The sequence below is a fragment of the Pseudalkalibacillus sp. R45 genome, from assembly GCF_052246725.1.
Lineage (GTDB): Bacteria > Bacillota > Bacilli > Bacillales > Fictibacillaceae > Pseudalkalibacillus.
Window position 1 is genome coordinate 210,200 of sequence record NZ_JBQQCL010000002.1, and the last position, 19,668, is coordinate 229,867.

Here is a 19,668-nt window from a genome sequence, read left to right on the forward strand (position 1 = left end):
TACATTACTCACCATGCAACAAAAAACTCTTGCTGCTAATTTAGGCGAACCACCATCAGGAATCTGAATCAAAATCATGTACATATTCAATTTTCGAGTGTTCATCTTCCTTTATCAGTTCTACGATAATGCTTTGTACAGCTAATTTCATAGTGGGAATCTGTTGTCCTATTGTTTTTTGTACAGCTACCGCTTTTTGTCGATCTGCAAATCGTCCGATAGTAACATGTGGAACATAAACGTGTCCATCCGATTGATACCTGCTCAAAATTCCGCTATAAAGGCGGTCATGGAGTTGTTCTACTTCGCTTTTACCGAAATCAATGAGAACATACAAACATCCATCATCTGCAACCATAGTTTCATTAAGGGTTAATTTAAAAGGTGTACTTCCGAACAACGATTCTTTTAAATGAGTGATGCATTCTTCAGTTGAGAGGCTACTTTCAAATGGAAATACTAGAGTGATGTGCGGCGGGATTTTTTCAAATAAAGGATCATAGATCGATCTAATCTTTTCCATAGTTGAAACTTCTTCTCGATCAAAAAAGATTGCTATTGATCTTTCTATCAAAATACATCCTCCAAACTTCTGGTGTTTTTCTCTAACATTTTTAGCCGAGTAACATGAGAAAACTGTTTAGCATGACTAAAAACCAGGTGACACTTTTTAATTTGCCGAGATACTTCTGTCAATCCACCACAAGTTAAGTATTTAGTATTGTATTCTTTTTCGAAACTCTTTAAGATTTCTTTTATTACTATTATTCAACTTTTTATTTTTGAAGTACGGTACGTGAAATTTTAAGAATGAGTCACTTTGATTTTCACACCTTGCAGTGATTGTTCCTTAGCTTCTTCATTTCTTTGCTTTACGATTGTCGAACGTTCGCTGATTGGTATGCTACATGCTCCATCATAATAATCCGGGTCGATGAGTCGTACTTTTTTTCGTGTATGTATACTGTAATCTTCTGTATCTTCCGAGACGTTTAATACCTGATTTAATTTATTTAATTCTTCATTTACTTCACTATCCCCACTATTTTTCAATAACCTTAACAGATCTTCATCCGTTTTGAGAAAATCATCTTTAACTATAATTTCTTTCTCCAATGCCATTTTTAGAATGTTAGCCATTTGATGGTTACCGTACACATTTAATGGATGCAAGAAAAAATTCAGGACTTCTTTATAATATGTCTGGACAAACCACTCACCGGCACGAATCGTTGTCACATGCATTTTGCCATCAATGACAGCCAACTCTTTCAAGAAAGAATTCACTTCTAATTTTGTAATCTCACCATAACCGTATAAATCACGTAACGTATAATCGACTCGATCTGCACATAAATGCGGAGCAGACTGTTCAAGGATCGACCAATTCGATTCATCCAAGATCTCTTTCACATCGTATCCATGTTTGGAGAGTACTGCTGGTATATCAGATTCCTGGATTATCGTTTCTTTGATCAATTCATGATAGTCTTCATCACGTATTTTTAAGACTTGATCAACCACATGTGAAAAAGTTGTATGAGAGACATCATGCAGGAGTCCCGCTAATTGTTCTTCACTGCTTCCTCCAAGTTTACGGATAAGCAGCATGACGCCAACCGAATGATCAAACCGCGTATTGTTCCACTTAGGATTGACCAGAAAACTTGCTCCATTTTGATGGATATATTTCAAGCGCTGGACAGCTTTTGTAGCGATCAGCTCTTCATATACAGGTTCTAACGAAAAGCTTCCATATAAGCGATCTTCTATGTGCATATTAAGTCCCTCCTTTAAATTCAACAGAGTCTTTTAACAACACCTTTAAATAAGGCTCTTTTCTAAAAGAATGTTGCTTTTGAGTCATTTTAAAAACTCACCTTGTACAAGTTGATTGGAGAGCAAGGTGCGAGACTCCTCGAAAATGAAAATCACATTTTCTTCGTGCGATGTAACGCTGCCGAAGCTCCTTGTCCTGCAGGATCAGCGTTCCTACTACCTGAATAATCTCCTCGCAAGGCATGCGACGAGGAAGCTCGCTTCGACAGGACTTTCTTGTAGACGCAGGAGCACAAATGCTTCCTTGATAAGGAGACTCCTGAGGTCGCGAGGCGAGGAGTGGGCTCACCGCACGCCCTGCGGAAAGCGAGCATCCTGGAGCGGAAATCAACGACTTTTAAAGAAAACTTGGCGAGACCAAGCCTTTTGTAGGTCGAGCCTTAGTTACCCTTATACTGAAGAAAGTATTTTATACTTTCTTTAAGTGCAAGAGCAATAAAGTTTGTGAAAACCCTAAATAAAAAGTGCCAGACCCCTTTGACCAAATAGGAGCCAGGACACTTTTTTAGAAATGCTGTATTCTGCAAAGCAGCCTTAAATAATTATATTTCTTTTCGATCATAAATCATGAAGTAATAGTCATAAGGGTTCTTTTCGTCTTTGATCCCTTTTTCTTTCGATTTCAATTCCCATTTTGATTCATCAAGTTCCGGGAAATATGTATCCCCCTCAAACTCTTCATCAATATAAGTTAAATAAATCCTGCTGGCTTTCTCTAACACTTGTTTGAAAATTTCAGCGCCTCCAATGACGATCAATTCCTCACCATCTTGGCGGAGAGCCTCATCGAGCGAATGGGTCACGACACAGCCTTCTGCTTCATAGTTCTTATCGTTCGTGACGATTACGTTTTTCCGATTCGGCAAAGGCTTACCGATGGATTCATATGTTTTTCTCCCCATGATGATCGTATGGCCACTTGAAACACGCTTGAACCACTTCAGATCTTCCGGCAAGTGCCATGGCAGGTCATTATCTTTCCCCATCACCCTGTCCATCCCCATTGCAAGCAGTAATGAAATCATACCGAAACAGCTCCTTTGATATGAGGATGCGGGTCATAGTTTTCCAAAGTGAAATCTTCAAATTTGAAATCAAAAATGGATTTCACTTCAGGATTGATCTTCATAACAGGTAGTTCTCTTGGTTGTCGTGATAATTGCAAATCTACTTGTTCGAGATGATTCAAATAGATATGAGCATCACCGAATGTATGCACGAATTCCCCTGGTTCTAAATCACAAACCTGTGCAATCATCATTGTCAACAAAGCGTAAGATGCAATGTTGAACGGAACTCCTAAAAATGTGTCAGCTGATCTTTGATAGAGCTGACATGATAGTTTTCCGTCTGATACATAGAATTGAAAGAGACAGTGGCATGGTGTCAATGCCATTTCATCTAACTCTCCTGCATTCCAGGCATTGACGACTAATCTTCTTGATTCCGGATTCTTCTTGATTTCCTCAACAACTCGTGAAATCTGATCGACCGTTCCTCCATCCGGTTTTGTCCATGATCGCCACTGTTTACCGTACACCGGTCCAAGGTCTCCGTTTTCATCTGCCCACTCATTCCAGATCCGAACTCCGTTTTCTTGGAGATACTTCACATTCGTATCCCCCTTCAAAAACCAGAGCAGTTCATGGATGATGGACTTCAAATGTAGTTTTTTCGTTGTCAGCAGCGGAAATCCTTTTTGCAGGTCGAAGCGCATCTGATAACCGAATACACTGATTGTTCCGGTCCCCGTCCGATCTTCTTTTTTCACACCGTTCTCTAAAATATGTCGGCATAGTTCTTTATATTGTTCCATCTTACCCCTCTCTTTCAATTAAGCTGTCTCAATTATAGCAGAAGAGAAATTTAGGGGAAAAAGAAAACTTGGTAAAGCTGAGCCTTAGTTGTTGATTTAAACGAAATTCATGACACTCCTGCGGGAACAGCGAGCCTGGCAAGACCTCGCAGCGAACTGTGCAAGTTCGCGAGGAGGCTCACGGTTCGCTCGCGAAAGGGAGTGAATTTCGAAGAAACCAACAACATCTTTAACAAGCCTAAGTATAAGAAAAACGAGCTCATTTTGAACTCGTTTAATCATCAGCTAGTTGTTTTTTGGTTGTGTGGTTGCAGGTTCATCTTCAAGCGGAATTTGAATCAGATTTCCTGTACCTGTAGCTTTAGGCATCTTGCCATCCCATTTCTGGATCCACATGTATTGGATCACTTCTGATGTCATCGATTCATTGATGATGTTATTATAATCAGAAGTCGCTTTCGCTTCGATTCGTTTCTTTTCAGCTTCTGCCTCGGCGATTTTCAATTCGGTCTGCTTCCTCTCTAATTCCTGTGAAGCTTTCACCCTGGCATCAATCGCTTCTTGAGTCGATTCGTCCGGTTTTGGCACACCAAGAGTCAAATCATCAATGACGAAGCCCAGGTCTCCGACGTCCTCAGAAAAAACCTTTTGGACTTCCAAACCGGCAGATGCTGATTTTTGACCATACGTATCAATGACCGAATAATTGGCGATTGCTTTACGCCCTGCATCCCATGGCCTTGTTCTCAAGTATGTCGATTCGATTTCACCTACATCGACTGGACCGAATTTATTGAATAAATCAACTACTTTATCAGGTTGAATACTGTAGTTGTAAGCAAAATCCATCGTTATGTTCTTACCATCTGAAGTCGCGACCTGGATATCCTGATATTCGACCGTTTGCATCCGAACTGGATATTTCGTGATTTTATCAAATATCCCAACGATATGCCAGCCTTGGCCTAACGTTTCCTCTTGTACCCCTCCGTTCGGACTGTAAACAACGCCGACATAACCATTCGGAATCCTTTCGATGAAAAATGCCCCGATGACAACGATCAGTGCAATTGCAATCCCCACTATAACTCCACCGATAATTTTCCGGTTATTTTTCTTTTTTTCTGGCATCTGTACTGTTTCCATTCTCTTTCTCCCCCCAAAAGTTCTTATACTTCTTGGCAGCTTTCCCTACCTTTGTATATGTCGGTGACAACAATAACCATAGACCAATGCAAAGTAAAATGACAATAATGACTGATCCAATGAATACCTTCATGTCATCCCCTCCTATCTCTAATAATTACGTATCAGTTACAGGATGGTTTCAAAAATGTAACAAAAAAGTTTATATCCTTTTCCCATGTTATTCGTAAAGCAAAAAAATAAGCACGCAATGAAGTATTGCATGCTTATTTCAAACGTTCATATCAACTCATCCAATTTGGAGGGGTATTCCGGTCCCAATAGATACTTCCTAATTCATGGTGTGAAGCAAAATCGTCGCGGGCATCATGATAGTGGAATGAAAACCAGTGGCCTTTGCCTGGTGGATTTTCCCGGCGGACATGGAGTCTGAAAACATCCATCCCTGTTGCTGCATTTTTAATGTGGAATATCTTCTCGCCTTTCCCTTTTGTAGGATGATCACTGATTATCAGGTTCCGCATCGTTTCCTCATCCAATTCAGAACTTAAATAGGTGATCGTTTCTTCTATTTTCGGAAGAATCACCGAACGGAATTCTTCCCCCCGTCTTGATTCGATACGCTCACCGAATTTCTGTCTTGTCTGTTCTGTTGCCTGGATGACTGTATACGTGACGAATGCCTCTTGAAGATCCTCGGTGTCTTCATATGTAGCTGCGATTTCCTGCCATGGCAGGGTATGGAAATCAGGTTCAGGATCGTTTTCTATTTGCGGTGTTGTAATATTTTTTGTTTCTATATAATTCTCTGCTGATTCTGTATTTGTACTTTTATCACTATCCGCGAGAAGGTGCGGAGGTGGTGAAACAGTTCCAAGTGTGAATACAGTAATCAAGACGACGAGCGTTTTTCTCAACCAAACAGGCATCTCAACCAACCTCAGTCTCTAGTGATTTTCGTATCCCTATTCTCTCATAAAATAAGGCGAAAAAGACGCTATAACTATGAGAAAATTGTGAATGTAAATTCCCTAAATACTGTATTCGATATCGATCATTGACCTCCTGCATTGACTTTTTCATCTTTCCAATAAAATTCAGTGAATACTTCTGCGAAAGCAGATAATGAACGTTGAATCTCTTCCAAGTTATTATCGACTCCGCCTACCTCAATCAAAGCAGCTCGATCAGATAGATCTTGATTGTACACTCCGTTCCCCTGGCTTTTGTTTTTCTTAAAGACACCACGGCTAAGTCCTGGATATTTGTCTTCGAGCAGATCGTGTAGTTCACGTGCCAATTGCTCGTTTCTTTCATAATTTGGATTAGCTTCCCCAATGACAAACATTAGTTTGGCGTAATTCTCCCCATTAATCTTAGCAGTCGTTTTATCTTTCCTGAGTGAATCGCGATGCAAATCGAAAGAAAATGTGATGTCTTGATTTCCAGTGACTGCTGTTTCAACGATTTCTCTCGAGAGCTTGTAAGCGTTGTTCGTATTCCATCCCCGGTCATTCAATTTTTGACCGATATTCGTTTTATCCTGCTGGACGCCGATACCACGCTGTTCCAGTTCTTTTGCCAGCATTCCGCCAACACGGATCATATTCGCTTCAGGATTAGAAGTGTGCGCGTCATTCGGAACTTTCGCATCTTTCAATAAAGGTAGGAAAGATTCGTAGGAATGGGATTGATAAAGATATACGACTTTCCTTCCATTTGTGGTCAGGTCAGGTTCTGGTGTATTCGGCGAATCTTCTACTTTTAGTTTTTCTTCAGCAACTTCACGTTCTTTCAATAAAACATCCAAAGGCGGTGCGGATTCGATCGGTATAGTCGTATAATCTGTCCCCTCACCGGCAACTATGATTTCTGTATCAAATATCGCAAACCCCGGAAGTTCCCTGCCTAGTAAAGATCGGATGTCTCCAGGTTTAATATTCGTTGCCAGTTCGAAGGAAAGACTCTGGATGGATGGTGGCTGGTATGAGTTCGGAAGACCTTGTTCGAAATATGGATTAACGGTCCCCATGAACGTAACCAATTGTTCAGTAGAAAAGATGTGTAATGTTCCCTTCAACGAACTGGATTGGAACCTTTTTTCAAAAAAGGAAGATGCCAGCACTGAAACGGTCATGAATAAAATTAAGACGATCGCAGAAAAAAACACTACACGTTTCAAAAGCGTCTCATTTTTAGGCTTTTTCCATCTATTTAAAAAGTGGTTGTTCTTCTTCATTTATAATCCGTCCCTCTCATACCGTGTCATATCCTATAAATATGTACAAGCAGCGAAAAATAGAAGTTATATTTATTGAGACGAACGATTTTTGATAGAACGCAAAAAACCGTGTCAACATTGGCTGACACGGCTTTTTCTTCTGGTTATTCCATCTTTTTTTCATATTCTTTTAATAGATTTTCAAGTGTTTGATAGGATAATTTCGCATAGTCACTATCATCATTCACTAGTTTCGCCATTTGATCCTTGATCGATTTAATCAATGAAAAGTGGTACTCCGGCACTTCATCTTCAAACGGTTTGATACTTGATAACGGGACTAGCGCTTTTTCGGTATAGGCAAGAGCCTTTCTCTCATGAAAAAACTGTACGTCGACTTGATTCGGGGCATGCAAGTCACCTTGCCTCGGATGCGCCAATACCGCTAAAATTTTCACGACAGCTTTATCCAGTTTCGGCTTCAAATCAATTACTTCACCTACGTAACGACCGGTCTTGTAGGATGCTGTAACTTTATCTCCGATTTCTATCGTCATGGCAACCACCTTTCTGTTCAGGTTGTAAGATACACGTCCTTACATACATCTGAGCAACAGTTTTGATAATTTTCACGGCATGTATCACAGGCAATATGAAGTTTATCACATTCATCGATCGGACAATTGACGAACTGTTCCGCTTCTTGCCCGCAATGCAGACATTTCCCAACTACTTTCTTATCCTCAGTACGGTTAACGTCAACGGTCAGCCGGTCATCGAATACGAAACACTTCCCATCGAAGTTGCTTCCTTTCGTTTCAGGGTCTTGTCCGTATTTGATGATTCCGCCGTGTAACTGGTTCACATCTTCAAACCCTTCACGTACTAAATAACCTGAGAATTTTTCACAACGAATGCCACCTGTGCAATAGGTCAAAATCTTCTTATCTTTTTTATCCGCCAGGTTTTTCTTGATCCATCCAGGAAGCTCACGGAACGCTTTGATATCAGGACGAATCGCATTTCGGAAATGCCCAATGTCATATTCATAATCATTCCTTGCGTCCAGGATGATGACATCTTCATTCTCCATCGTTTCCTGCCACTCTTTCGGGGAAAGATGTGTTCCTGTCACTTCATTCGGGTTAACATCATCTTCAAGTTTTAAGGTAACGATTTCGTCCCTCGCTTTTACAGAGATTCGTGTGAATGCGTGACCTTCTGTCTTCTCATGCTTGAATTCCATATCTTCAAAACGGGAATCCTTACGGAAAGCTTTGATGTAAGCTTCTGTCTGTTCCAACGTACCAGAAACCGTTCCGTTGATCCCTTCCTTTGCAACAAGAACTCGCCCCAATACTCCCAGTTCTTTACAAAACTTCAGATGCTTTTTCGCAAAGTATTCCGGATCGTCGATGATCACATATTTATAAAAAAGTAATACTTCATATTTGTTATTTTCTTCTGACATGACACTCACCTTTTATCAATTCGTTTTCCAAACTATATCTTACCAGAAATCGACCTTTTTATGTAATCATACAATTAAAGGGAATGACCTGCAGGTCATTCCCTCCACTCCTATTATATCTATTTTGCAAAGATATGCTTTCCTATTTGGACAATCTGTTCACGAGACCAGATCCAATCGGAAGTTGCAGTATTCGGGTTGAAATAGAACGTGGAACCCAGCGAAGGATCCCAACCACTGATTGCACTGTATACTGCTTTATATGCTTCAGCATCAGGCGTTGTGTTATACTGTCCATCTGCTATAGCTGTAAAGGCACGATCCTGGAACAGGACATTCTTGACATCATTTGGGAATTTCGAAGAATCTAGACGGTTCATGATTACTGCTGCTACCGCTACTTTCCCTTCAAAAGATTCACCACGTGCTTCCCCGTGGACCATTTGCGCCATCATTTGAATCTCATCTACAGTGTAGGTTTGGTTGTAGAGTTTTGCAAATGTTCCATTTCCAGCAACTCCATCCGCTTTGATACCATTTGCTTTTTGGAAACGGATGACTGCGTCTTTCGTGGTAGAACCGAATACACCATCAACTTTATCTTTATAGAAACCTAACTGTTGCAAACGATGCTGTACATCCCACACATATCCTTGTGAGTCACCCATTTTTACGGTTTTAGAGTGAGCACTTGCTTCCTGTGTAGGCAGTGTTGCTATCGCACCCGCTGCAAATACAACAGCCAGCGTTACTTTCAATAACTTTGTAAGCATTATTACACCTCCTTGAAAAGTGTACGCCAATAAGTTTAATAGGGACTTACGACTCACACAATAGGAGGTTAAAGGGATATGATGCATTATTTTCCAATCGAGTATAATCAGGCAGTATGCAAAAAAGAGCAGTATGACACTGCTCTTTCATTCTGATAAGTTCAATATTTTCGTCAGTTGGTCTGGATCGAAGCCAGTGAGTACTTGGTCACCGATGACGATTGTCGGTGTAGCCATCGATTCGTACTTCTCGATCATTTCGTCCCTTGCCTTTCCATCTTCAGCAACGTTATATTCTTCAAAATCGACATTATGATGTGAAAGAAACTCTTTCACGACATGACAAGGCGGTCAGGAAGGCTGGGAATATACAATTACTTTTTGTTGAGACATACTAACAACTCCTTTGGTCTGTATTTGGTTTAGGCTCTTTTCTAAAAGATTGTTGCTTTTGAGTCATTTTAAAAAAACCACCTTGTGCAAGTTGATTGGAGAGCAAGGTGCGAGACTCCAGCGGGATCAGCGTGCCTACTACCTGAATAATCTCCTCGCAAGGCATGCGACGAGGAAGCTCGCTTCGACAGGACTTTCTTGTAGACGCAGGAGCACAAATGCTTCCTTGAAAAGGAGACTCCTGATTTCGCAAGGCGACGAGTAGGCTCACCGCACGCCCCGCGGAAAGCGAGCATTCTGGAGCGGAAATCAACGACTTTTAAAGAAAACTTGGCGAGACCAAGCCATTTTGTAGGTCGGCCTTAGTTGTCCTTATACTGAAGAAAGTATTTTATACTTTCTTTAAGTGCAAGAGCAACAAAGTTTGCGAAAACAGCATTGGTTTAAAAATAGCAACTGTGAATGCCAACTGCAAATAGTATGCTTCAAAGAATGCTTATTCTATTCTGTAGAGATAAATTTTTAGAGGAGACTTCTCATTTTCGAAAGTCCTTTCGAAAACCAAATCAATCTCCTTATGGTTCTCAATCGGTAATGCTGAAAACACATAGCTGCCGCCAAGTTCTTTCAATGCCTCCGTATTGATATCCAGCTGTTCAAGTTTTTCATCACTTTTTTTCGTGAAGAAGTAGTGTTTGCCTAAATCACTGACATACATATACAACCTGCTCCCCCACGTATCAAAGTAATTTTCCAAAACAGGACTTTCCTCCAATTCCGAAGCAATCACCTCACGAAATTGATGTTTATAAACAAGCGGAAAGCTGACATTATACGTATCTAACGTGTAAAAGCCGTTGTATTGGGCGATTGCGGGATGTAGTCCGACACTGACCACACGATACTCAGACTGCTCTTCCCCTATGTACTTCTCAATATCAGCAAACAATGAGGAAGAATAGAATTCGTTGAACGTCGGGGTCGCGGTTTTTTCATATTTGAACTCTTCTCCTGTCTGAAAAAGAATAACAGTTTGATAAATGATCAGTATCCAAACGAACACCTTACCCAGCTTGACATGCTTCCATATGATCCCCAGGGCGATTCCAAAGCCCAGGTACCAGAATAATGGACTTAGAAAATGGACCCTGGCAAAGTTGAACGTGTTCAATAGCATGAATTGATCTTTCAACACACGCAGTCCTTCCCAATACCATATTGCATAAAATGCTGACAACAGCACATTCACAGCCACTGCCAATAACATATGGTATGGAATGAATTTCTTTGTAAATCCGACTGCTAAAGCGACCAAGATAGTAGGGAGTATGATCGTCCTGTGGAACGTCCAATCATGCGTGTGGGCATTCAAAAAATCATGGATGAACAGATCATATACCCCTTTCAAATCTTTATGGCCCAGATTGAATTCATTGCGATGCGGTATATGCTCCTCATTGAAAAGGATCGAATGGACCAAGAGATAGTTTTTCACTAAAAAGATGGAAGTCATAGCAGCTATTGCTGTAAAGAACAGCCCATTGAATCGTCTTGTTCGATACCAGTCCCACAACCAAAGCAAACCGATTCCGCCAAGGAAAAAGATAAACGTCAAAATGAAGCTCGAGTGGAACGGCATTACCAATAACAAGACCCAAATACGTTTCGGCGTTTCTTTTCCAAGTTTACGGATCGTCAAGAAAAGATGGAGGGCTAAAGGTAATCCGGCAATAGACAGAGCACCTGATGGCCAAAATGGCAGCAAAGCGAAACAGAGTGCTACCCCGGCAGAAAGCCATTTTGTACCGGTCCCGCCTTTTAAAAAGTGTGCATTCAATAATTTATACATCCCGTAAAACGCAACAAATCGCATGATTGTCTGATTGATGACGTAGGCTGTGAACGGTTTGAACATGATATACAACCAAACCATCGCGTCCAAACTGGATGGTAACGCGTCTCTCGGCAGCCCGTTGATCACATTCGGAAGTCTTCCATCCAACGAGAATAACAAATTGCTTTCTGAAAGCAGCTTATACCACACAATATTCGAATCCATATTATCATGGAGCCTGATATGTGTATCTTGTCCAAGAATATAGTAGGGAGATAGAAAAACGAGCAGTACAACACAAGGAATCCAAATATGTTTATATTTCATAGTAACTGTGAATACGTTCGACCACATGGGCTACAGCCTCATCTCCCATTCCATAATAAAGAGGTAAGCGTAAAATTTTTTCGCTTTCCGATGTCGTATATTTGTCTTCACCATAGAACTCGCTGTAAGTCTCCCCTGCATTTGTCGGATGTAATGGAACATAATGCGGTACTGCCATGATTCCTTGATCATCCAAATACGCTCTCAGCTGGTCGCAATCATCACTCTTAGCTGTTTTTATATAGAACATATGGGCGTTATGGTGACAATCTTCCGGCACATGTGGCGTTGAGATCAAATTCCGATTCGCTAACGATTGAAGTCCCTCTTTGTAGTGTTCCCAATATCTGAGCCTTTCCTCATTGATCGAATCTGCATTTTCGAGTTGCGCATATAAATAAGCAGCATTCAGATCGCTTAATAAATAAGAGGAACCGACATCCTGCCAGGTGTACTTATCAACCATTCCTTTTAAAAACTGAGAACGATCTGTTCCTTTTTCCTGAATGATTTCAGCATGTTGAATCGAATTGGCACTATTGATGATCAGTGCGCCTCCTTCGCCGCACGTATAATTTTTCGTCTCATGGAAACTGAACGTGCCGAAGTGTCCGATCGTACCTAATGGCCTCCCTCTGTACGTGCTCAACAATGCTTGGGCTGCATCTTCAATGACCCAGATATCATAACTGTTCGCAATGTGCATGATTTCTTCCATATCACAAGCCACTCCTGCATAGTGGACGACGACAATCGCCTTCGTTTTCTCAGTAATTGCTTTTTGGATCATCGTAGGATCAATGTTCATCGTATCCGGGGAGATATCAACGAACCTAATGGTCGCTCCTCTAAGCACAAAGGCATTTGCAGTTGAAACGAACGTATAGGAGGGCATGATTACTTCATCACCTTCCTGGATGTCTGTCAGCAGAGCAGTCATCTCAAGAGCATGGGTGCAAGATGGGGTAAGCAGAGCTTTTTCGCAGCCAAGACGCTTCTCCAGCCACTCTGTACACTTTTTCCCAAACTCTCCTTTTCCAGATAGCTTTTGATTGCGAATTGCTTGTTGGATATAAGCCTCTTCGTCTCCAGTTACACATGGTTTATTGAATGGAATCATCGTTACCACCTCATAAGGATTGACTAGTTACTATTATTCCGATCACAATCAGAGACAAACCGACCACTTTATGGACTGTGACGGGTTCCTGGAATAAAAATACCGAAAGCAGGAATACAAGTACAAACGATAGACTCATGAAAGGATACGCATAACTGATATTGAATTTCGTCATCGCAGCCATCCAAAACAGGGACGCTATAAACGCAGAAATAAAGCCCGAAAAGATCAGCGGGTCAACTAATAGCTGCAACAGGAATATCAGCTTGTCCTTCCAACCTTCAGGCAAAGACCCGAATTTTCCGATTCTCCATTTCAAGACCAATTGGCCATACACTGTAAAAAGAATCGTCCCGAAAATATAAAAATACCCCATCATTCTTCCTCCGGTGCGGTTCCATTCAATTTGTGATAGACATCGAATGTACGGGTCAATTTAAAACCAAGAGATAGGAACAAGTTCAAGGATGGAAGGTTCGCAGCCGAGATGGACGTCTTCAAATGGGTATACCCTCCAAGGTCGAACTGTGCCTTACACGCCTTATGGATCATGTATTTGGTCAATCCACGCTGCCTGAATTCTTTTTTTACACCGATCAATAGAATTTTCTCTTCTTCATAAGCATAGAATGCTGCCATTTCACCCTCATAAAATAAAAAGAAAACTTGATCTTTTTCGTAGAGATCCTTTACCCAGTTCACGTATCTCAGGTCTGCCATCTTAGAAGGAATGTGGAAATCTCGATGGAACCTTCCGTGCGTGAAAACTTCCTCTGCAATCTTCAGAATGACCTCAAGATCTCCAACCTTGGAAATCTCGATATTATCATGATCATAAGATTTCAGTTTCTCCTTGCTGCATACCGGTTCAATCATCGTATCTGTACAATAGAAGCCATGTCTTACGATCGGCTCCTTATTTTCCAGCGGATCCACTTTTAGGGTGAAATGTCCATTTACTTCTTCTGCTTGTACAAGCGCTTCCTCAGAAGAAGAGGTCAGTTCAAAAGTATCGATTCCGAAATTCCTCTTATCCCATGGCGTTTCTTTTATAAAGCTGGCCATCCCATCACCTCCTGTCCTTTCTATAATGAAATCCATCTGTTTTGTTTTGGATGAGATAAAGTGGGCGGCCCTTCGTTTCATTGAATACCTTTCCAATATATAAACCGAGAATACCAAAATTGAAAAAAATCAAACCTCCGATGAAATAAAGGGAAACCATTACACTTGTCCACCCCTGTACAGGTACTTCAAGGAAAAAGTAACGGATGAACAAAAAGAGTCCGTATAAAAAAGAGCCCAATGAAATTAAAAATCCGAATTGGATTGATAGTCTCAGTGGTTTATTCGATTGTGAGATGATCACATCAGTTGCTAAAATGATCAGCTTCTTCAGATTATATGAGCTCTTGCCTTCTTTACGGCAGTTATGTTCGATTACAATAGTCGCCGTTTTGAATCCCATCCACTTGATGAAGAGCGGGAATAAACGATTCTGTTCCCTCATCCTTCGGAAACTCTCAATAACGTTTTTTGAACTGATGCTGAAATTGGCAATTGTATGATCGGATGATTGATCTGTAAGATAATCATATACTTTATAAAACATCTTGGATGAAAGCCGCTTTAAAAACCTGTCTTGACGTACAATACGTTTTCCAAATACGACTTCATAGCCTTCTTTCGCTTTCCCATATAGTTCTTTAATATTCTCTGGACGGTCCTGCAAATCACAATCCATAACGACGACCCAGTCCCCTGATGTATGATCGAGACCGGCGGTGATTGCATGATGTTGACCAAAATTCCTCGATAGATCAATCCCTTTGATTCTTTCATTTTCCTCACTTAGTTTTTTGATCGTTTTCCAAGAATCGTCTGTACTTCCATCATTGACCATGATAATTTCATATTCTGAGCCAATCTCCTCTAGCGTCTTTTTCAAACGCTTGCTTAGTTCGTCCAAGCACGTTTCACATCCGTAGACCGGAATGACCACAGATATCAAATCTTCACCTGTTCCCATTTATGGCTGTACCACTCCACAGTAGCCCTCAGTCCTGAATCCAATGACATGTTTGGTTTCCAGCCAAGGGATTCGCGGATTTTCCGATCATCTACGGAGTATCTAAGGTCATGGCCCGGACGATCATCTACAAACGTGATCAAGTCTTGGAAACTTGAAATGGAGGCTTGGTCTAATACATCAGGGTTCATTTCATTGAGAATCAAACAGATTTTCACGGTCAAATCCAGGTTGGTCCATTCGTTACCACCACCAATATTGTAACTTTCCCCTGCAGCTCCCTGGTGATAGATAAGATCAAGGGCTCTGCAATGATCCTCAACAAACAACCAATCTCTGATGTTTTGACCATCTCCATATATCGGAATCGGTTCTAGTGACAATGCTTTTGACAAGATTGTCGGGATCAATTTTTCTTTATGCTGCCGTGGTCCATAATTATTCGAACTGCTTGAAATGACTACATTCATCTCATGGGTATGGCTGTAACTTTTGACTAGCATGTTCGCGCTTGCCTTTGACGCACTGTATGGGTTTCGTGGATCATAAGGCGTCTCTTCGGTGAACTGGTCTGTTTCGTTTTCGAGAGAGCCATAAACTTCGTCCGTCGAAATATGATGGAATCGCCGTTCAGACAATTCACCTTTTTCTTCCCAGGACTGTTTTGCGGCTTGAAGAAGATTTACAGTTCCTACAACATTGGTAAAGACAAAAGGACTTGCATTTTCAATCGAATTATCGACGTGTGATTCCGCCGCAAAGTGGATGACCCCGGTAATATCGTGTTGAGCAAAAACATCACTGACTAGTCGGTAATCCGCAATATCGCCTTTAATGAACAGATAGTTGGGATTCGTTTCTACATCGTGAACGTTTGTAAGCGAACCAGCATACGTCAGTTTATCAAGATTGAGTATTTGGTAATCAGGATATTTTTCCGCTATATAATGAATGAAATTCGATCCAATGAATCCAGCGCCTCCCGTTACCAGGATGGTTTGTTTTCCGTTAGTCATTTTGCACCAACCCCAATATAGGATTATGATCGATTGAATCCCAATATTGTTGCGTGTGTTTCCTTTGCGCAATTTCCAATAGATATTGGCCATAGTCAGTCTTTTTCATAGCTTCGCCTTTCTCCCTTAATTCCTCTTTTGTGATATATCCTAGATAAAAAGCGATTTCCTCAAGGCATGCAAGCTTGAAACCTTGCCGCTGTTGTATGTTTTTCACGAATTCAGAGGCTTCGAACAAAGCGTCATGCGTTCCAGCATCCAGCCACGCAAATCCTCTTCCTAATAATTGAACATGCATCTGGTCTCTCTTCAAATATTCTTTATTGACATCTGTGATTTCCAGTTCTCCGCGTTGTGAAAAATTAAGCCTTTTCGCAATATCAACCACTTTATGATCATAGATGTATAATCCTGTCACTGCGAAGTCCGATTTTGGGTCGTCAGGTTTTTCTTCAAGTGAAACGACTTTTTGGTTCGAGTCGAATTCAACGACACCGAATCTTCTCGGATCCTTCACCCTATATCCGAATATCGTAGCATGTTCATGCTTGTTTATCGCTTGCCTCAATAAATTGGTGAATCCTTGGCCATAAAAAATGTTATCCCCAAGAATCAATGTCACATCATCATTACCGATAAAGTCTTCACCAATGATGAACGCTTCAGGAATTCCGTTCGGTTCACGTTGTACACGATAGATAAGTGTGATTCCTAACGATGAACCGTCCCCCAGCAATTTTTCAAACCGCGGTTTGTCCTCAGGGGTGCTGATGATCATCACTTCTTTAATGCCCGCTAACATCAAGATTGATAACGGGTAATAGACCATCGGTTTATCGAACACTGCCAGCAGATGTTTATTAATGCTGTCCGTGCTCGGGGACAACCGGGTTCCACTGCCTCCTGCTAAAATGATTCCTTTCATGTAAACCCCTCCATCCATCGTCTTATAGATCGTGGTGGAATCTCGTGGTGACGTTTTTATAAAGATATAAATTTGTTTCCTTTCCCGAAATACTTTTAAACCTACCTTTGCGTTAAATTTGGTTTACTTATTGTAATAATTCGTCATTCAACAAAAAAACCCGGATGTGGAATATATAGAAAATTCCATCAACCGAGTTATTTTTTGTAATGGTTCTTAAAAGTTGGTACTCCTCACAAACCTGTCGTAATGGCGGTGGAAATGTACTCGCTTTCCGCGGACTGAAAAGCGGAAGCGACCCGGTTAGGCACGTAGGTTACTGGAAAACTGACGAGGAGGCTGTTGCCGCCGCAGGAAGTTTGAAGTGATCCAAGTGACTGGTCGCTGAACTAGACATCACTTCTCTGCAATAACCTACTTCCGCAAGCCACCTCGCAATCCTCGCTGCGGGGTCTTGCCTGGATCGATTTATCCCGCAGGAGTCTCGTACATTTCCATTGCTTTACAAGTATTCAGCAACCTCTTTATCAAATCAAAAGAGTTTTTCAAAATAACAAACGTTTAGAAAACGACTTTGTAAATCACAAAGAAAAACAGTAACCAATGTGTTCAAGCCATTTCTTTCGTTTTGAGCATGAATACTGAACCTGTGATCAGCAGAAGGACGAGCACCGAGGTCACACCCGCTGTCCCCAAAAGTTCTCCAGGGATTGATCCTGTATTTATTGCATCCATGATATATTCAGACAATCTGTTCGGACTCCAAACGAGATACTTGGAGAAAATCTTTGTAACGATGCTGGATATGAAAATCGTGATAAAGGTCAAAAATGCAACAGCCCCTGAATTCTTTACGAGCGTATTCATGAACATCGAAATGGAAACAACGAATAGAAGCCAGAAACTATAGAAACCCCATACTTGTAAAAATTGTTGAAATGATAGCTCTCCAAATAAAATATTCGTATAATACCAGCACATTAACAGGCCACAAGTGAGCGAAACAAGCACAAGAAGGGATGTCGCGGACCACTTCGCAGTGATATATGTACGATATTTGACGGGCTTTACTAAAACAAGCTCCGCTACCCCACTTCTCCGTTCACGAGCGATCAATCCCATCGTCATCAATACAATGATCAACACACCAAGTTGACTGAACTGGCTAAGACTGGACATGATAATATCTTCTGGCCTGTATTGCGGCAGATTCAAACTTGCTCCATCCGGCAAACCGCCTGTCGCCTCAATGATCTTCGGTAAGTAATACATACTGATCGGATCCATTACGCCAAGTAAAATGAAAACGATTGGAACCCAAATCCATTTGAAATTCCGCCAATTCTCTAAATTTTCACGTCGAAAAACCGCCAACCACTGCATCATTTCTGCACCACCTTCATGAACATGTCCTCTAACGTTGTACGAGCAAGCTCAAACTTCGTTAGCGGTAAGCCCTGATTTTTCACAATCTCCAGGATTTCCTTCCGCCCTTCATCAAGGTTCGAAACAAAAACATGCAAGCATTCTTTGTTCATTTCTACTCGTTCAACAGAATCCAACTGTGTGAATGTTTCAGAATAACGGTCTGTAGAATCCCCAAAGCATAAGTCGATTTTATCAACTTGATGCTTGGCCCGAACCTCGTGTATACTTCCAGCCTCCAAGATCTCACCGTGATGCATGACGAGCAATTCATCACTGATCTCTTCCGCATCATTTAGGATATGGGTCGAAAAAAGGAGGGTCGTATGTTCCTTCAACTTCTCCATCAGGGTCAATACTTCACGTCGTCCGATCGGGTCCAGTGCTGAGACTGGTTCATCAAGCATAAGCAACTTCGGTTCATGAATGAGCGCCTGAGCGATTCCAAGACGTTGTCTCATCCCTCCAGAGTACTTTTTAATCCTCTGAGTGGCAGCATCCGATATCCCGACGATTTTTAACAATTCGTCTGCCTTAGAGGATGCAGATGTCTTAGGGAGATACGCAAGCTGTCCAACATAGATGAGAAATTCCTTCCCTGTCATCCATTCATGGAAGGCTGGATATTGCGGCAAATAGCCAATATGACGACGGATATCTTTCGTGTCATCCAATCCCTCAAACATGATCGACCCAGAAGTAGGCCGGATCAGTCCTGAAAGCATCCGGAGTGTGGTCGTTTTTCCAGCACCGTTCGGCCCTAAAAGTGCGACACACATACCTGGATTAAGTTTAAAATCAACATTCTTCACAACATGTTTTCCATCAAATTGTTTGTTTAAATTTCGTACTGTAATCATTGACATATATCAGTGCTTCCTTCCAATTAAAAAATAAAGTATCGGACCGAATGGGTTTATTATTAAAATAATGAATAGCCACATCCATCGAGGACCATTCGTCTCCTTCGTCCGAAACCAATCAAACAATGCAAGGCCAATAAGGATCAGTTCAATGATCAAAATCGGTAAAATCAGTTCCCACCTAATGACGTCCATACCAATTACCCCCTATGAAATTGTCTCTTATATATACGATTGAAAAAGGATTTGGATTCAAAAACATTTGACTGACGTTCGTCAGTCCTCATTTTGGAAAAATTGAAGCTTTTTGAACATAGATTACTTGTTTTTAGAGTTATATTGAATTTTCCAGAGAGGATCACCGAAAAAATCATGTGATTCTCCTCACATTCATGTTATTTACCTCCAAAATAAATCCTTAATAAGGAGAATGCGGTCATTATCTCTACAACTCAAAAATTATCTCAATA

At 41.1% G+C, this 19,668-nt stretch carries 23 protein-coding genes and 1 pseudogene; all 24 read right to left on the reverse strand.

Annotated elements, in window-relative coordinates:
- Positions 1-55: 55 nt before the first annotated feature.
- Positions 56-574, reverse strand: a complete 519-nt coding sequence (locus tag ACTWQL_RS06840) for a 2'-5' RNA ligase family protein (RefSeq protein ID WP_443141706.1) — start codon at positions 572-574, stop codon at positions 56-58.
- A 230-nt stretch (positions 575-804) separates the two neighbouring features.
- The gene (locus ACTWQL_RS06845; protein ID WP_443141707.1) at positions 805-1,779 is read right to left on the reverse strand and encodes an HD domain-containing protein; all 975 of its coding nucleotides are present in this window, start codon (positions 1,777-1,779) and stop codon (positions 805-807) included.
- A 97-nt stretch (positions 1,780-1,876) separates the two neighbouring features.
- Entirely contained in the window at positions 1,877-2,023 is a 147-nt protein-coding gene (locus ACTWQL_RS06850; protein ID WP_443141708.1) for a hypothetical protein, read from the reverse strand.
- A gap of 358 nt (positions 2,024-2,381) precedes the next feature.
- Positions 2,382-2,864 carry a dihydrofolate reductase gene (locus tag ACTWQL_RS06855; RefSeq protein ID WP_443141709.1) on the reverse strand — a complete coding sequence of 161 codons (483 nt, stop codon included), beginning with the start codon at positions 2,862-2,864 and terminating at the stop codon, positions 2,382-2,384.
- On the reverse strand, positions 2,861-3,655 hold the full coding sequence (locus ACTWQL_RS06860) for a thymidylate synthase (protein WP_443141710.1): 795 nt from the start codon (positions 3,653-3,655) through the stop codon (positions 2,861-2,863). The genes ACTWQL_RS06855 and ACTWQL_RS06860 overlap by 4 nt, the downstream gene beginning before the upstream one ends.
- 285 nt (positions 3,656-3,940) lie before the next feature.
- Entirely contained in the window at positions 3,941-4,801 is an 861-nt protein-coding gene (locus ACTWQL_RS06865; protein WP_443141711.1) for a prohibitin family protein, read from the reverse strand.
- Positions 4,764-4,934 carry a hypothetical protein gene (locus ACTWQL_RS06870; protein WP_443141712.1) on the reverse strand — a complete coding sequence of 57 codons (171 nt, stop codon included), beginning with the start codon at positions 4,932-4,934 and terminating at the stop codon, positions 4,764-4,766. The genes ACTWQL_RS06865 and ACTWQL_RS06870 overlap by 38 nt, the downstream gene beginning before the upstream one ends.
- A gap of 151 nt (positions 4,935-5,085) precedes the next feature.
- Complete coding sequence (locus tag ACTWQL_RS06875) at positions 5,086-5,730, reverse strand: YpjP family protein (RefSeq protein ID WP_443141713.1); 645 nt, start codon at positions 5,728-5,730, stop codon at positions 5,086-5,088.
- 125 nt (positions 5,731-5,855) lie between these two features.
- Complete coding sequence (gene spoIIP / locus ACTWQL_RS06880; protein ID WP_443141714.1) at positions 5,856-7,040, reverse strand: stage II sporulation protein P; 1,185 nt, start codon at positions 7,038-7,040, stop codon at positions 5,856-5,858.
- A gap of 146 nt (positions 7,041-7,186) precedes the next feature.
- Positions 7,187-7,579 carry a sporulation phosphorelay system protein KapB gene (gene kapB / locus ACTWQL_RS06885; protein ID WP_443141715.1) on the reverse strand — a complete coding sequence of 131 codons (393 nt, stop codon included), beginning with the start codon at positions 7,577-7,579 and terminating at the stop codon, positions 7,187-7,189.
- 17 nt (positions 7,580-7,596) lie between these two features.
- Positions 7,597-8,493, reverse strand: a complete 897-nt coding sequence (gene trhO / locus ACTWQL_RS06890; protein ID WP_443141716.1) for an oxygen-dependent tRNA uridine(34) hydroxylase TrhO — start codon at positions 8,491-8,493, stop codon at positions 7,597-7,599.
- Positions 8,494-8,612: 119 nt separating this feature from the next.
- The gene (locus ACTWQL_RS06895; RefSeq protein ID WP_443141717.1) at positions 8,613-9,266 is read right to left on the reverse strand and encodes a cell wall hydrolase; all 654 of its coding nucleotides are present in this window, start codon (positions 9,264-9,266) and stop codon (positions 8,613-8,615) included.
- A 147-nt stretch (positions 9,267-9,413) separates the two neighbouring features.
- A pseudogene (locus ACTWQL_RS06900) lies at positions 9,414-9,605 on the reverse strand (glutaredoxin family protein); the annotation flags it as partial.
- Positions 9,606-9,660: 55 nt separating this feature from the next.
- Positions 9,661-9,825: a hypothetical protein gene (locus ACTWQL_RS06905; RefSeq protein ID WP_443141718.1), complete on the reverse strand. Its 165-nt coding sequence runs from the start codon at positions 9,823-9,825 to the stop codon at positions 9,661-9,663.
- Between the two features lie 330 nt (positions 9,826-10,155).
- On the reverse strand, positions 10,156-11,847 hold the full coding sequence (locus tag ACTWQL_RS06910; protein WP_443141719.1) for a DUF6044 family protein: 1,692 nt from the start codon (positions 11,845-11,847) through the stop codon (positions 10,156-10,158).
- On the reverse strand, positions 11,810-12,940 hold the full coding sequence (gene rffA, locus ACTWQL_RS06915) for a dTDP-4-amino-4,6-dideoxygalactose transaminase (RefSeq protein WP_443141720.1): 1,131 nt from the start codon (positions 12,938-12,940) through the stop codon (positions 11,810-11,812). The genes ACTWQL_RS06910 and rffA overlap by 38 nt, the downstream gene beginning before the upstream one ends.
- A 10-nt stretch (positions 12,941-12,950) precedes the next feature.
- Positions 12,951-13,316, reverse strand: coding sequence for an EamA family transporter (locus ACTWQL_RS06920; RefSeq protein ID WP_443141721.1), 366 nt, complete (start codon positions 13,314-13,316; stop codon positions 12,951-12,953).
- Positions 13,316-14,005 (reverse strand): GNAT family N-acetyltransferase, encoded by a 690-nt coding sequence (locus ACTWQL_RS06925; protein ID WP_443141722.1) that lies wholly within the window; start codon positions 14,003-14,005, stop codon positions 13,316-13,318. The genes ACTWQL_RS06920 and ACTWQL_RS06925 overlap by 1 nt, the downstream gene beginning before the upstream one ends.
- Positions 14,006-14,009: 4 nt before the next feature.
- A complete protein-coding gene (locus ACTWQL_RS06930) occupies positions 14,010-14,969 on the reverse strand; it encodes a glycosyltransferase family 2 protein (protein WP_443141723.1) in 960 nt (319 codons plus the stop codon).
- A complete protein-coding gene (rfbB, locus tag ACTWQL_RS06935) occupies positions 14,948-15,985 on the reverse strand; it encodes a dTDP-glucose 4,6-dehydratase (RefSeq protein WP_443141724.1) in 1,038 nt (345 codons plus the stop codon). Before rfbB ends, ACTWQL_RS06930 begins: the two co-directional genes overlap by 22 nt.
- The gene (gene rfbA / locus ACTWQL_RS06940) at positions 15,978-16,910 is read right to left on the reverse strand and encodes a glucose-1-phosphate thymidylyltransferase RfbA (RefSeq protein WP_443141725.1); all 933 of its coding nucleotides are present in this window, start codon (positions 16,908-16,910) and stop codon (positions 15,978-15,980) included. The genes rfbB and rfbA overlap by 8 nt, the downstream gene beginning before the upstream one ends.
- A 609-nt stretch (positions 16,911-17,519) precedes the next feature.
- Entirely contained in the window at positions 17,520-18,296 is a 777-nt protein-coding gene (locus ACTWQL_RS06945) for an ABC transporter permease (protein WP_443141726.1), read from the reverse strand.
- A complete protein-coding gene (locus ACTWQL_RS06950) occupies positions 18,293-19,201 on the reverse strand; it encodes an ATP-binding cassette domain-containing protein (protein WP_443141727.1) in 909 nt (302 codons plus the stop codon). Before ACTWQL_RS06950 ends, ACTWQL_RS06945 begins: the two co-directional genes overlap by 4 nt.
- A gap of 3 nt (positions 19,202-19,204) precedes the next feature.
- Positions 19,205-19,393, reverse strand: a complete 189-nt coding sequence (locus tag ACTWQL_RS06955) for a PLD nuclease N-terminal domain-containing protein (protein WP_443141728.1) — start codon at positions 19,391-19,393, stop codon at positions 19,205-19,207.
- Positions 19,394-19,668: the final 275 nt, after the last annotated feature.

Excerpts from the sequence above, each read along its gene's own strand:
- ACTWQL_RS06845 (WP_443141707.1), bottom strand. The coding sequence starts at position 1,779 with ATGCACATAGAAGATCGCTTATATGGAAGCTTTTCGTTAGAACCTGTA.
- ACTWQL_RS06850 (WP_443141708.1), bottom strand. The coding sequence starts at position 2,023 with ATGCCTTGCGAGGAGATTATTCAGGTAGTAGGAACGCTGATCCTGCAG.
- ACTWQL_RS06855 (WP_443141709.1), bottom strand. The coding sequence starts at position 2,864 with ATGATTTCATTACTGCTTGCAATGGGGATGGACAGGGTGATGGGGAAA.
- ACTWQL_RS06860 (WP_443141710.1), bottom strand. The coding sequence starts at position 3,655 with ATGGAACAATATAAAGAACTATGCCGACATATTTTAGAGAACGGTGTG.
- ACTWQL_RS06865 (WP_443141711.1), bottom strand. The coding sequence starts at position 4,801 with ATGGAAACAGTACAGATGCCAGAAAAAAAGAAAAATAACCGGAAAATT.
- ACTWQL_RS06870 (WP_443141712.1), bottom strand. The coding sequence starts at position 4,934 with ATGAAGGTATTCATTGGATCAGTCATTATTGTCATTTTACTTTGCATT.
- ACTWQL_RS06875 (WP_443141713.1), bottom strand. The coding sequence starts at position 5,730 with ATGCCTGTTTGGTTGAGAAAAACGCTCGTCGTCTTGATTACTGTATTC.
- spoIIP (WP_443141714.1), bottom strand. The coding sequence starts at position 7,040 with ATGAAGAAGAACAACCACTTTTTAAATAGATGGAAAAAGCCTAAAAAT.
- kapB (WP_443141715.1), bottom strand. The coding sequence starts at position 7,579 with ATGACGATAGAAATCGGAGATAAAGTTACAGCATCCTACAAGACCGGT.
- trhO (WP_443141716.1), bottom strand. The coding sequence starts at position 8,493 with ATGTCAGAAGAAAATAACAAATATGAAGTATTACTTTTTTATAAATAT.
- ACTWQL_RS06895 (WP_443141717.1), bottom strand. The coding sequence starts at position 9,266 with ATGCTTACAAAGTTATTGAAAGTAACGCTGGCTGTTGTATTTGCAGCG.
- ACTWQL_RS06905 (WP_443141718.1), bottom strand. The coding sequence starts at position 9,825 with ATGCCTTGCGAGGAGATTATTCAGGTAGTAGGCACGCTGATCCCGCTG.
- ACTWQL_RS06910 (WP_443141719.1), bottom strand. The coding sequence starts at position 11,847 with ATGTGGTCGAACGTATTCACAGTTACTATGAAATATAAACATATTTGG.
- rffA (WP_443141720.1), bottom strand. The coding sequence starts at position 12,940 with ATGATTCCATTCAATAAACCATGTGTAACTGGAGACGAAGAGGCTTAT.
- ACTWQL_RS06920 (WP_443141721.1), bottom strand. The coding sequence starts at position 13,316 with ATGGGGTATTTTTATATTTTCGGGACGATTCTTTTTACAGTGTATGGC.
- ACTWQL_RS06925 (WP_443141722.1), bottom strand. The coding sequence starts at position 14,005 with ATGGCCAGCTTTATAAAAGAAACGCCATGGGATAAGAGGAATTTCGGA.
- ACTWQL_RS06930 (WP_443141723.1), bottom strand. The coding sequence starts at position 14,969 with ATGGGAACAGGTGAAGATTTGATATCTGTGGTCATTCCGGTCTACGGA.
- rfbB (WP_443141724.1), bottom strand. The coding sequence starts at position 15,985 with ATGACTAACGGAAAACAAACCATCCTGGTAACGGGAGGCGCTGGATTC.
- rfbA (WP_443141725.1), bottom strand. The coding sequence starts at position 16,910 with ATGAAAGGAATCATTTTAGCAGGAGGCAGTGGAACCCGGTTGTCCCCG.
- ACTWQL_RS06945 (WP_443141726.1), bottom strand. The coding sequence starts at position 18,296 with ATGATGCAGTGGTTGGCGGTTTTTCGACGTGAAAATTTAGAGAATTGG.
- ACTWQL_RS06950 (WP_443141727.1), bottom strand. The coding sequence starts at position 19,201 with ATGTCAATGATTACAGTACGAAATTTAAACAAACAATTTGATGGAAAA.
- ACTWQL_RS06955 (WP_443141728.1), bottom strand. The coding sequence starts at position 19,393 with ATGGACGTCATTAGGTGGGAACTGATTTTACCGATTTTGATCATTGAA.